Source organism: Neomoorella carbonis (assembly GCF_045278715.1).
Taxonomy (GTDB): domain Bacteria; phylum Bacillota; class DSM-521; order Neomoorellales; family Neomoorellaceae; genus Neomoorella; species Neomoorella carbonis.
The window spans coordinates 1,774,228-1,786,958 of sequence record NZ_CP136420.1 but is presented as its reverse complement, the minus strand read 5'-3'; the positions used below and the strand labels follow the sequence as shown (position 1 = coordinate 1,786,958).

Here is a 12,731-nt window from a genome sequence, read left to right as displayed (position 1 = left end):
CCTAGTTGAATATAAGCGAGGGAGGTAAAAATGCCTTTTCGGATTAAAATACCCCGGTCAACTATCGACCGCTTACCCATTTATTACCGTTGCCTCAATTTAATTGAAGAGCACGGGATAGAAGAAATTTCTTCCCAGGTACTGGGGGTCAGGGTGGGAGTCGACCCTTCGGTGATCCGGAAAGACCTGGCCTGGTTTGGCGAGCTGGGTAAACGCGGCGTGGGTTATAACGTAACCTACCTGAAAGAGGCAATTGCCCGTATCCTCGGCCTGGACAGGGAGTGGCCCTTTATCCTGGTCGGGGCTGGTAAACTGGGAATGGCCCTGGCTGAGCACAACCAGAAATATGGCCGGCATTTTCATCTGGTGGGCGTCTTTGACCGGGACCAGGAGAAAATCGGCCTTATGGTTGGAGGACAACGGGTCAGACCCATGGAGGAAATGTCCGCTTTTGTGAAAGAGAAAGATGTTAAAATTGCCATGCTGGCCGTGCCGGCGGAAGAAGCCCAGAAGGTGGCTTATGAGCTGGTCAAAAGCGGTATTAAAGGCATCTTGAGCTACGCTCCCATTACTTTAAGCGTTCCGCAGGATGTCCTGGTCTATAACGCCGATTACAACCTGGAACTCCAGCGACTGGCCTATTACCTCAGTAACGACGGTAATATCACCTGGGGGGAATAGCACGTGACGATCGTTATTACTGGCACCTGGATTTAAAGGTGCCGTTTATTTTTATTTTTACCCAATAATTTCTTCCTGACAGCAGGAAAATGCTTAATGATGGCGAAATATTATTTAATAATATCTAACGATTTGGGAATGTTAGTGCAAGGCTAAATTGGCTATTATGTTAATGCTAACTGTGTTCGCAAGTATTTTCTGGTCAAACTTTTAAATATAATAGTTATAGCAAGGTTGATTATTTCCTTTTATTATATTTAGTAAGAGTGTAGTTGTTTAATTGGGAGGAGGTGGTTTTATTTCCTGGCAGACGGGTTCATAATTTTAGTCTGGAAGTTGGGATTTTTAGGAGGTGATAGCGACATTTTGTGGCAAGGATTGTGGCGAGTGTAACAAAGTGCTCATCTTAGATAGGCATGCATTAAAAGACGGGTCGGCAAAGACCCAAAAATGGGAGGGTGGTATCCAATGGCACAACCCGTCGTAGGCAACAGCCTGCCGGAAAAGAGGGGAATTAATTGGTCGCCCTTGTGGAAACTGGAAGACTGGTGGGCTATCTGGTTCGGTTTCATTTTAATTTTCCTTGCCGTCAACGGGTTTATCACCAAGGTACCCGGCATTGCGAAATGGACCAGCTTGAGTCAGGCTTTACCTGCTAATATTTGGCCCCAACTTTTAGTGATGATGGTAGGGCTTGGGATTCTAACCGCTATTGGGGTCACGGCGATGGGCGAAAACCTTGGCCGATACCTGGCAGGATTTGTCGTTGTTTTTATCCTGGCGATTATTGCTCAAATCCTGGCCTCACATAATATCGCCAAATCATACAACCTGGAGGTTCCCCTCTGGGGTTTGATCGTAGGACTGATTATCAGTAACCTTATAAGAACCCCTGATTGGGTAAAACCGGCAGTTAAGACCGAAATGTTTATCAAGACCGGCCTGGTGCTGCTGGGATGTGAAATTCTCTTTAACCGGATTGTAGCCCTGGGTGCACCGGGTTTGCTCGTTGCCTGGATTGGCTGCCCTATAGTACTAATTTTTACTTACTGGTTTGGGGTCAAGATCTTGAAGTTAAAGCCGGAACTAGCTATGACCATGAGCGCGGCGGCTTCAGTCTGTGGTGTATCGGCGGCCATTGCCACCGGCGCCGCCTGTGACGCTGAAAAAGAAGAAGTGAGTGTGGCTATCACCATTTCCCTTATTTTCACAGTAATCATGCTAGTCGTTATGCCTCTTTTCATTATGAGCATTAATATGGACCCTGACGTGGGTGCAGCCTGGATTGGCGGCACCATTGACGCCACCGGCGCGGTGGTCGCTGCGGGAGCCTTCCTTGGTCAGAGGGGTCTGGAAGTTGCCTCCGTTGTGAAGATGGTCCAAAACGTTTTGATTGGCGTCGTCGCCTTCTTCGTGGCCCTTATCTGGGCGACAAAGATGGGCGGGGCAGAAGCCGGCCAGGGCGCCAGCGCCAAGGAAATCTGGATCCGGTTCCCCAAGTTTGTCCTTGGCTTCGTGGCCGCTTCGCTGCTGTTCTCTTTTATTCTCGTACCCAGCATGGGTGCGGCCAATGTGGATAAGATAGTAAAAATAACCAGTGGCTTAAGGGGTTGGCTCTTCGCCATGGCCTTCGTCTGTATTGGCCTGGAGGCTAACTTCCGTGATTTGTTGAAACAGGTCAAAGGCGGTAAGTCGGTCATCCAATATATTGTGGGACAGTTGTTTAATGTGGTATTAACTCTGTTCCTGGCCTGGCTTGCCTTTGGCGGTATTTTGTTCCCCAAGGCAATGTAGGTGGAAGAACGAAGCCCTGGCTGACCGCAGGCTGGCCAGGGCTTCTTAATGCTTACTACTTTTTCTCAATCAGGGTGATACATAATATGGCTGAGAACAAGCATAGAATTAACGACAAGGTGCGGCCGTCAAAACGGATAGGGCTCATAGAACTTTTACTATGTTTAATCATTATTGGTGACTTTATTGTTTTTTGGTGGGCTACAGACAGGCCCCAGGGTCTAGCTCCCAGTGACCCGAAAAATAGGCCTAACCTGGTAGTTACACCTACAGAGGCCGACAGTGGCAGTAGCGGGCTCCTGTCCGATGGAAAGAAGGTTTTGTTTCCTGCCATGACCCTGGAGCTTACTCGTTCCAGCGGGTCTTCGAAATATGAGGTTAGGGGCTTTGGCCGCCGGGAAGGTGCGCTCTATTTAATTGTCCGCTTGCATGAAAGTATGGATTTTAGTCTCCGCAAGGGTTGGGGGAAGACCTTTCAGTTAACCGATAATACTGGTAAAAAGTATCTTTATAATTCCGTTAGCCTTCCCAATGCGGTGGAGATCCATGATACATTTGTCGATCTGCCCAATGATATCAGGGCCAGGCAAACCGTATTGGCCGGGGGATATCGTGATCTTGTTTTGATATTCCCGGAATTTTCCAAAGACGCTACACCTGTAAGTTTGCTAGTGATTGAGGATTTCTTGGGGAATAGTCCGGCTAATCCAGGTATTACTTATGAGGAGGCAAGGATCGAGAAAACCGGAGAGGTACGGGAAATTAGGCCGGTTATGGCTATGAGTCCGGGAAAGAAGAGTTACCAGGGTAGTGGTACGGCAGGTGATGGTACAACTTTTAAGCTGAAGCAGGTCATCATCGACCAGTCCGTCCAATGGCAGATTTCCCTGGAGGTCAGTGCCCACCGGCAAACAGTAATTACTTTAAATGATGCCGTGCTGGTAGATGAAGGAGGGGCTAACTACAACCTGGTACAAAAAGATGAGGTTCAAACCGTTAATCTAAAGGAAAACGGGACGGAAATCCTCAATCTTTCTTTTGAACCCCTGCCAGCAACGGTAGAAAAAATGGTTTTATGGCTTCAGTATACTACGGCAGCAGGTATGCCGAACGAGGTGCGTTTTGAAATTAGCCAGGCAGGTTGATTTGGGCTAATCAAGGTTATCTAAAACGGCTTTTAAATATAGCAAAAAAATTTTGCTGGCAGCAGGAAAACTGCCCTCGACAGCGAAATAAATTTTATAAATATCAGAGTTGCACTTGCGTGAACGTATACATACCGGGCATGACAAGCTTTTGAAGGGGGGCAGTTTATGAATTTCTGGCAATCATTCATCGGTGGCGTTTTACCGTATATAGCTGTCGCTACCCTGGTTTTGGGCCTGGGCTATAAAGTGACCTGCTGGCTTAAAGCTCCGGTAAACCTGCACTGGGAACTCTTTCCCTACCCACAAACCCTCGGGGGTCAACTAAGCGAGCTTTTGAGCGAGGTTTTCACCCTCCGCAGCCTTTTTCACCATAACCGCAGATTATGGTTTCCTTCCCTGGTGATGCACTGGGGTATTTACGCAGTCGTCTTCTGGCTCTTTTTCCTGCTGGTGGGGGCGCCGGTCGCCATCTATCTTGGTACGGCAGGCGGTGTATTGGCCCTGACCGGTTCCTGCCTGTTGTTTTTATTCCGTTTATTTGTTCCCGGACTGCGCCAGATTTCAACGCCGGTGGAATACCTGAACCTGCTTTTTATTTTTCTGTTAGCCCTTGCTGCCCTGGCCAGTGGTGCTCTCAGTGATTTGGCTTTCAGGAGTTATTTTATCAGCTTATTCGCTTTCAAACCCCACTTACCTTTGCCGGGAAGCTACCTGGTCTTTCTATTATTGTTGTGGCTTTTCATGATCTACATTCCTTTTACCCGTATGGCACACTTTGCCGTCAAGTATTTTACCTATCATAAGGTGAAGTGGGGTGAAGTGGAATAATGCGTAAAGTTTTTGACGACTACCGGGTACTTTCCGATGAAACTCTGAAACCCGACGAGCCGCGGGTAGAGAAATTCCTGCAGGCCATGAAGAAATCCCTCCAGCAAAGGGATAACTGGACCTTCTGGTTGCCCTATACTTTATCCCTGGATACCTGCATGAAGTGCGGCACCTGCGCCGAGGTCTGCCCGGTTTATCTGGCCAGTGGAAAGAAAGATATCTACCATCCAGTTTACCGTTCCGATATGCTGCGCAAGGTCTACAAGCGTTACTTTACCCTGCCTGGCAGGCTTTTTCCCGGCTTAGTAGGGGCGGAGGACCTGACGGAAGAAAAGCTCAATGCCATGGCCGAAAACGTTTACCGCTGCACCATTTGCCGGCGCTGTGCCTACGTCTGCCCGGTAGCCATTGATAACGGCGTCATTGCCCGGGAGGCCAGGAAGATCTTTGACGCTATTGATATTGCTCCTGACGAGCTCAAGAAAAACGGGACCCAAAAACAGGTAAAGTTCGGTAACGCCACCGGTACCCCGGCCAACGCCTTTTTGGATATGATTGAATTTCTTGAGGAAGAAATTGAGGATACAAAGGGTTATAAAGTTAAAATACCCGTTGATAAAGAGGGCGCCGAATACCTCCTCATGCATAATGCCGGTGACTACCTGGCCTTTGCCGAGACGGTTATGGGTGCGGCTGAGGTTATGGATGCCGCCGGCGTTGACTGGACCTTAAATTCTCCCGCGACAGGTGTTAACGATGCGGTTAATTATGGAGTATTCTATAGCGATGTAGAGTTTACTACAATTGTTAAAGCCCATGTAGAAACAGCAAAGAAACTGGGCGTTAAGACTCTGGTGGTGGGCGAGTGCGGCCATGCCTTTGAAGCGCTGAAGTATTTAATGTTAAGGCTCATTCCTCCGAAGGAAAGGCCCTTTGAGGTCAAGAGCATCCTGGAGCTGGAAGATGAATGGATCCGGGAAGGGCGGATCAAGGTAGACCCGGATAAAAACTTGGAACCCGTTGCCTACCATGATTCGTGTAAGCTGGGCCGCCTGGGTGGCATGTATGAAGAGCCGCGGCGGATCCTTAAAGCGTGCTGCACGGATTTTCGCGAACTGACGCCCAACAGGGAAATGAGTATTTGCTGCGGCGGCGGCAGCGGTTTTGCTATCATGGAAAAGGGTGATTTCCGCAAATTCCGTATGGAAACCTACGGCAAGCTCAAGGCCGAGCAGCTAAAGGCTTCGGGGGCCAGCATCATTGCCCTGGCCTGTTCCAACTGCAAGGGCCAGTTCCGCGAGATCATCAATTACTATCAACTGCCGGTACGCTTCGCCGGCGTGAGCGAACTGGTCGCCAACGCCCTGGTGCGTTAAAAGCTGCAGTATTTTTTACAATCATGGTGTTATTAGCCTGTAGCCTAAATATAAAGGTACAGGTATAATAAAATCTAGCAGGAGGTGTTGGCCATGCCAGCAATTAATGTTGGTGGCATCGCAATTGAAGTTGATGAGGACGGTTTCATTGCCGACCCCAGCAAGTGGAATGAGGCCGTAGCCAAAGCCCTGGCTGAAACCGAAGGGGTAACCGAACTGACTGAGAACCACTGGAAGGTAGTTAACTACCTGCGCCAGTATTACCAGCAGTTTGGCATTGCCCCCATGATCCGCAAGCTTTGCAAAGAAACAGGTTTCAGCCTGAAAGAGATTTACGATCTTTTCCCCAGCGGACCGGCCAAAGGGGCCTGTAAGATTGCCGGTTTGCCCAAGCCGACCGGTTGCGTGTAAAGCAAGGATGACAGAGGAGGCCAGCGCGCCAGTGCTGGCCTTTATATCAATTCGGGGAGGATGGTAGAAGGTGTTGCCGCCAGAGGATAAAAAAAGAGAAATTGCTGCCCGGGCCAGGGAGAGGGGCATTATTTTAAATGAAGACCATTGGAAATTGATCGCTATTAGCTATGAGTACTATGACCAGCACCGGACCATCTGTACCTTGCGCAACCTTATTAAACTGAGCGGCCTGGAAAAAAAACAGATTTATAAACTTTTCCCGGGAAATCCCATTGGCGAAATCAGCCAGATTACCGGCCTGCCCATGCCAAAGGAGTGTTAAGTTTGCCCGAGGTCAGCCAGGAATTTCCCTTTTGCCGCAAGCTTTTAGACGGGCGTTCGCCCAGCCATGTCCGGGAACTAAGGAATAGTCGCTACCCCCTGGCCATGTATGAACACGGTCTTGCCACAGGGGAGACTGCCTACGGTCATGGCGGGTATATTAACATACCGGAATTACCTTCCGGTATAGGGGTACGTAACAGCTGCCGGCCGGAGATAATTGAGGAATCGGCATACCTGCGCATCCTGCAGCCGGCAGGAGGGTGGCTATCGGCGGCGACCCTGGAAAAACTAGCTGCTTGTGCGGAAACCTACGGTAAAGGCCTCATCCACCTCACCAGCGGCGGCACCATTGAAATATATACTACACGGGAACAAATGGTTCCCATGGTCAGGGAATTGAACGCCGCCGGCCTGGATATCGGTTCCACTGGCAATGACCTGCGCTGCTTAACAGCCTGCTGCGGTCCGGCCAGGTGTGATATGGCCCTGGTTGATGCCCCGGCCCTGGCTACCTACCTGGGACAGCGTTTCATTGATGAACAGCAATATCCTGGTTACCCTCAGAAGGTGAAAAGTGGTGTAGCCGGTTGCCCCAATGACTGCATCCGGGCCATGATGCAAAAGGACCACTCCTTTATTGGCGTATACCGCGATTTGCCGCAAATAAACAGCGAAGTCCTGGCCGCCTGGCAGGAAGCCGGCGGTGACTTGCCGGGCCTACTTTCGGCCTGCCCGGCGGGAGCCCTGAGATGGACGGGCTTTACCCTGGCTATAGACCCGGACAAATGCTGCCACTGTATGGTCTGCATCAACCTCTGCCCGGCCATCCGCCCCGGCCGGGAGCGGGGTGTGGCCTGGGTGGCAGGGGGTAAGTATGGCCACCGGGGTCCCCAGGGTCCTATGGTTGGTTATGTCCTGGTGCCCTTTATCCCTATCAAGGATGACGATTATACACCCATTGGCGATCTCTTTGGTGCCTTCCTGGAACTCTGGGCCGATAATGCCAGGAAAAAAGAACGGGTGGGCGACTTTATCTCCCGTGTTGGTCCCCTTTGGGTTATCAAGGAACTGGGCCTGAAGGCTGAGCCCCAGATCCTTTTAAGTCCCAAAAGAAATGGATTTTAAACCGTATCTAAAGGAGGCTGACGGGGTGAACGCATCGGATCTGCCGGCCGGTATTATGCCCGACTACCGCCGGGAAATACCCGCCGGGTTGCTGGCCCGCCAGGGCAGCTGGGTATGGCATGAACTGGTACAACCAGGCGTTATCCGTCACCTGGCGGCAGATGGCAGCACACTGTTAACCGTACGCATCCTGTTGCCCCCCAACGGTCTCTTAAGCGCTACCACCTTGCGGCAGCTGGCACGCTGGATCCGGGAGTATGCTTTAACCGGCCGCCGGACGAGCCGCCAGGGATTTGAGTTTGTAGGTGTCAGGCCCGAAAAACTAGAAAAATTCCTGGCCGAATTGCAGGCCGCCGGTTTTCCGGCAGGAGGTACGGGCAAGTCCCTGCACCAGGTAAAATGCTGTACCTCCTTTGTCCACTGCCAGAATGCCGCCGTTGATGCCCCCAGTATTGCCAAGGCGATAACTGATTACTTTTACCGGGACTTTTTACAACAAGAACTGCCGGCTCCTTTAAAGATTTCTATTGGTGGTTGTCCCAACCAGTGCGGCGGCGGCGTGGAAGCCGATATTGGTATTTTAGGCCTGTATGAGTCCGTACCCGAAGTTGATGCGGCCCGCTTCCTGGCCGCCAATATCGACATTGGCCTTCTGGTATCCTGGTGTCCCACGGGAGCCATCCGGGCCCGGCAAGCTGAAAAGGGGACTTTGGTAACCATTGATGCTGATCGTTGCGTGCGTTGCACTTCCTGTGTCCAGGTGGCCCCTGAAGGTATTAGCTTGAAGAAAAGAAGCTACGCGGCCATTGCCGTAGGAGGTCACGGCGGCAATAGCTACAAAGGGCCCGAAATGGCGGCTGTCGTCTTTTCCCGGATACCGGCCCGGCCCCTGGAATATAAGGCCATTATTGACCGCCTTGAGAACATCATCAACTACTGGCGCAGGGCAGGGAAACCGGGCGAAAGGCTGGCCGGGTTTATCGAACGTATAGGTTGGAGCAGTTTTTTAGCAACCATAGGCGCCGATGCAGTCGAGGAACTGGGAGACAAACGGTTCCCCCAAACAAATTTCCGCCGCGACCTGCATTTTCGCTATTAGGGGGAGGGAAGGGAGGCGTGCGCCTGGTAATAGCCGCGCCCCACGGGCGGTCGGGCAAAACAACCATTACCCTGGGGTTAATTGTTGCTTTGCGGCAAAGGGGGCTGGTGGTGCAGCCCTTTAAAAAAGGGCCGGATTTCATCGACCCCAGCTGGCTGACCCTGGCCGCCGGCCGTCCCTGCCGCAACCTGGATTTATATTTTCTCCCGCCGGAAAAGCTGGAGCAGCATTTCAGCGCCAGCTGCCGGGGTGCCGATCTGGGTTTAATAGAAGGGGCCATGGGGCTCTTCGACGGCCTGGACCTGGAAGGGAGCAACAGCACGGCGGCCATTGCCCATACCCTTAAATGCCCGGTTGTTTTAGTTATAGATGCCGCCCGCATGACCAGGAGTGCGGCAGCCATGGTGCAGGGTTTTCAAAATTTTGATCCCCGGGTAAAAATAGCGGGTGTTATTTTAAACCAGGTAGCCCGCCCCCGCCATGAAGACATGTTGCGGCGTTCCATTGAACACTATACCGGCTTACCCGTACTGGGAGCCCTGTCTAAAAAAAGGGATTTTGTTATACCTGACCGCCACCTGGGGCTGATCCCGGCCGCAGAAAACGAAAGCATCCATGCCGCCCTGGCCGCCACAGGGGCGGCCATAGCTGCGAACGTTGACCTGGACACCCTGCTGGCCATTGCCAGCCAGGTTCCGGACCTACCTCCCGGCCCGGAGCGGCAGCGGCCGCCTTTACCGCGGGTACGCCTGGGTATTTTTCACGATCGCGCCTTTACCTTTTATTATCCGGAAAACCTGGAAGCCCTGGAGCAGGCCGGCGCGGAAGTGGTGCCTGTGAATAGCCTGGAGGATGAAAAGCTCCCGGCCATTGACGGGCTGTATATAGGGGGCGGCTTTCCCGAAATTTTTGCCGCCCGGCTGGAGGCCAACGTATCTCTGCGCCAGGCAGTAAAAAGGGCCATAGGTGAAGGTATGCCCGTGTATGCTGAGTGTGGCGGGCTGATGTACCTGGCCAGGCGCCTTAATTACCAGGGACGCTGGTATGAAATGAGCGGCGCATTACCCTTTGATGTTACCATGTCCTCCCGGCCCCAGGGACACGGCTATACAAACATGCTGGTGGAAGGAGAAAGTCCCTTCTTTGACCGGGGCACCTTCATTAAAGGTCATGAGTTTCATCATTCCCGGGTAATAAATTTGGACCGCCAGGCCGTGGGTTTTCTTTACCGGGTTCGGCGCGGCTTTGGTATTGACGGCCGGGTGGACGGCATCCTTTATAACAAGGTTCTGGCCGGATACAACCATCTCTATGCTCCCACCCACCCTGAGTGGGCCGCCAATCTGGTAGGCTTGGCATCAGGTAGCAGGTAAAAAACGAAGCGGAAGCATTGCGAGGGAAATAAGGAGGGGCATTTGGATGACGATAGGGGAAAGGTTAAAGAAGTTAAGGGAAGAGCGGGGCATATCCCTGGAAGAGCTGGCCGACCGGTTGGATATTGCCCCGGACTGTATGGCCGAGGTAGAAAAGGGGACCAGGCGTCTCTCCATGGCCACCCTGGCAGAAGTAGCCGGTATTTTCGGGGTTGATATTAGTTACTTTACAGAGGAAAATGGGAATAAGGATAAAAATACCGTGGGGGCCAGGTTACGGCGCCTGCGAGAGCAGAAGGGGATAACCTTAAGCGAATTAAGCCGCCGTTCCGGCGTCTCCCTGGCCCATATCAGCGAAATCGAGCGCTCGCGTTCGACGGCTTCCTTAAAAACTTTAGAGAAACTGGCTGCCGTCCTGGAGGTTTCGCCCAGCTCCCTTTTACGTTCAAGCCAGGAAGATACCCTGGGTAATAAATTAAAGCGCCTGCGGGAAAAGATGGGCCTGACCCAGAAGGAACTGGCCCAGCAGGTAGGCATTTCCCACAGCCTTATCGGCCAGATCGAAACGGACCGCATCCAGCCTTCCCTGGCAACTTTAAGCAGCCTGGCCGAAGCCCTGGGAGTATCAACCTGCTACTTCCTCATGGAAGAAGACGAGGAAGATTTATACCTGGGTTATCGCCTGCCGGCTGACATCCGGGAGGCCCTGCGGCGCCCGGTTCTCCAGGAAGTTGTCCGCGCCCTGGCCGACTGGGGCGAAATGGAGATCCGGGGTCTCCTCGCTTTCCTGCATTCATTGAACGAAAACCGGCGCCCTTTAAGTGCGGCTACCGAAGACCAGTATCAAGAAATACGTCGTTTTGTGAGCCGCAGTACAGAGGAAGAGCGCAACCTTGTGCTTAACCTCATCAGGCTCCTGCAGGGCAATTCACGGGAGGAAGAGGTTTAGTGGCCCGGAAAGTACTTGATTGCCGGGGTATGAACTGTACCGGCCCGTTGATGGCCACGGCCAGAAAGATGCAAAAACTTAAACCAGGGGATATGCTGGAAGTATGGGTAGATGACCTGGCCTCAGAATTCGATATACCGGCCTGGTGCCAGCAGGCCGGTCATACCATTGTCAGGAAAGAAATAAGGGACGATTATTACTCCTACCTGATCCGTAAAAAAGGTTCCGGAGTATAGGTGTCCACTTTGCTTTCCCCCTAATCTTGAATATTATCACCGTACTGCGCCCATAAGGGCCTTTTTATTATGCCTTTTTGTCATACATGGCACGTCTGAAAGCTGGTAAAATAAGAGAAGAAAGGAGGGCGAAATAATGGGACAAGCTGACAACGCTTGCGGGTTGAGCCCCAGGATAGAAAATCCCAAGTTGACCCAGCTTTCCTGCAGTTCCGGGTGAGCGGCCAAGATGGGTCCGGGGACCCTGAATCAAGTACTGCAGTACCTGCCAGTGATGGATGATCCCAACCTCCTGGTGGGAATGAATAGCGTCGACGACGCCGGCGTTTACCGCTTAACGGGCGACCTTGCCATTATCCAGACCATTGACTTTTTTACGCCCATTGTCGACGACCCTTATCTCTACGGCCAGATAGCTGCGGCCAATGCTCTGAGCGACGTCTATGCCATGGGCGGTACACCCCTTACGGCCATGAATATCGTAGCCTTCCCCAGCAAAAAGGTGGATATTGCCGTCCTGGGGGAGATCCTGCGGGGCGGGGCCGACAAGGTGTTGGAGGCCGGGGCCGTCCTGGTAGGCGGCCACAGCATTGACGATGAGGAACCCAAGTACGGGCTGGCTGTAACCGGCGTTGTCCACCCTGACAGGATAGTTACCAACTGTGGTGCCCGGCCGGGGGATAAACTAATTCTCACCAAGCCCCTGGGTACGGGAATTATTACTACCGCCATTAAAGCGGAAATGGCTACGCCGGAAGTGGAGCAAGAGGTCAGCCGCTGGATGGCCACCCTGAACCGGGAAGCTGCGGCGGCCATGGTGGCTGTCGGGGTCCACGCCTGCACCGATATTACCGGTTTTGGCCTCCTGGGACATGGCCTGGAAATGGCCCGGGGTAGCGGTGTTAACCTGGTTTTACATGCTCATGCCATCCCGGTTTTACCGCGGGCCAGGGAATTTGCCGCGATGGGACTGGTGCCTGGCGGTGCCTATAATAACCGCCATTATGTTGAAAAGGATGTAAGGATAGCCCCCGGCGTACCGGAAGCACTTCAGGACATTCTCTACGATCCCCAGACATCCGGTGGATTGTTAATTGCCGTAGCTGCAGATAAGGCGGGGGACCTGATGGCGGCTTTAATGGAGCGCGGCGTCACGGCGGCCAGGATTGTCGGGGAAGTGGAAGCCGGGCCGGGCCAGATAACGGTCTTGACATAATCTGCACGTTATGGGAACCCCATCCCTGGCGATAAATAGGAAAGTAGTCATCACCGTGTGGGTCCAGGGTAAAGCCGAACTAACCAAACTTGCGAGAGTTATAGCGTGTTAATACCTGGCGGCAGGCTTTTAGCCTGCCGTTTTTGCTTCTGGTTAGGAATGAAGAAA

The 12,731-nt window shown here is 52.4% G+C and carries 13 protein-coding genes; all 13 read left to right on the top strand.

Going from position 1 to position 12,731, the window contains the following annotated elements; translation table 11 throughout:
* Positions 1–30: 30 nt before the first annotated feature.
* Positions 31–681, top strand: coding sequence for a redox-sensing transcriptional repressor Rex (locus MCACP_RS09255; RefSeq protein WP_406676501.1), 651 nt, complete (start codon positions 31–33; stop codon positions 679–681).
* A 468-nt stretch (positions 682–1,149) separates the two neighbouring features.
* Positions 1,150–2,475 carry a YeiH family protein gene (locus MCACP_RS09250; RefSeq protein ID WP_406676500.1) on the top strand — a complete coding sequence of 442 codons (1,326 nt, stop codon included), beginning with the start codon at positions 1,150–1,152 and terminating at the stop codon, positions 2,473–2,475.
* Positions 2,476–2,795: 320 nt separating this feature from the next.
* Positions 2,796–3,620, top strand: a complete 825-nt coding sequence (locus MCACP_RS09245) for a hypothetical protein (RefSeq protein WP_406676499.1) — start codon at positions 2,796–2,798, stop codon at positions 3,618–3,620.
* A 168-nt stretch (positions 3,621–3,788) separates the two neighbouring features.
* A complete protein-coding gene (locus MCACP_RS09240) occupies positions 3,789–4,451 on the top strand; it encodes a respiratory nitrate reductase subunit gamma (RefSeq protein WP_406676498.1) in 663 nt (220 codons plus the stop codon).
* On the top strand, positions 4,451–5,827 hold the full coding sequence (locus MCACP_RS09235) for a (Fe-S)-binding protein (protein ID WP_406676497.1): 1,377 nt from the start codon (positions 4,451–4,453) through the stop codon (positions 5,825–5,827). Before MCACP_RS09240 ends, MCACP_RS09235 begins: the two co-directional genes overlap by 1 nt.
* A 93-nt stretch (positions 5,828–5,920) precedes the next feature.
* Positions 5,921–6,238 (top strand): TusE/DsrC/DsvC family sulfur relay protein, encoded by a 318-nt coding sequence (locus MCACP_RS09230; RefSeq protein ID WP_406676496.1) that lies wholly within the window; start codon positions 5,921–5,923, stop codon positions 6,236–6,238.
* A gap of 70 nt (positions 6,239–6,308) precedes the next feature.
* Entirely contained in the window at positions 6,309–6,563 is a 255-nt protein-coding gene (locus MCACP_RS09225) for a TusE/DsrC/DsvC family sulfur relay protein (protein WP_406676495.1), read from the top strand.
* Between the two features lie 2 nt (positions 6,564–6,565).
* On the top strand, positions 6,566–7,690 hold the full coding sequence (locus MCACP_RS09220; RefSeq protein ID WP_406676494.1) for a hypothetical protein: 1,125 nt from the start codon (positions 6,566–6,568) through the stop codon (positions 7,688–7,690).
* 25 nt (positions 7,691–7,715) lie between these two features.
* Positions 7,716–8,789: a hypothetical protein gene (locus MCACP_RS09215; protein ID WP_406676493.1), complete on the top strand. Its 1,074-nt coding sequence runs from the start codon at positions 7,716–7,718 to the stop codon at positions 8,787–8,789.
* 17 nt (positions 8,790–8,806) lie between these two features.
* Positions 8,807–10,162, top strand: coding sequence for a cobyrinate a,c-diamide synthase (locus MCACP_RS09210; RefSeq protein ID WP_406676492.1), 1,356 nt, complete (start codon positions 8,807–8,809; stop codon positions 10,160–10,162).
* A gap of 46 nt (positions 10,163–10,208) precedes the next feature.
* The gene (locus tag MCACP_RS09205; protein WP_406676491.1) at positions 10,209–11,111 is read left to right on the top strand and encodes a helix-turn-helix domain-containing protein; all 903 of its coding nucleotides are present in this window, start codon (positions 10,209–10,211) and stop codon (positions 11,109–11,111) included.
* Positions 11,111–11,347 carry a sulfurtransferase TusA family protein gene (locus MCACP_RS09200; protein WP_406676490.1) on the top strand — a complete coding sequence of 79 codons (237 nt, stop codon included), beginning with the start codon at positions 11,111–11,113 and terminating at the stop codon, positions 11,345–11,347. The genes MCACP_RS09205 and MCACP_RS09200 overlap by 1 nt, the downstream gene beginning before the upstream one ends.
* 175 nt (positions 11,348–11,522) lie before the next feature.
* On the top strand, positions 11,523–12,563 hold the full coding sequence (selD, locus tag MCACP_RS09195; protein WP_406678724.1) for a selenide, water dikinase SelD: 1,041 nt from the start codon (positions 11,523–11,525) through the stop codon (positions 12,561–12,563).
* Positions 12,564–12,731 lie beyond the last annotated feature (168 nt).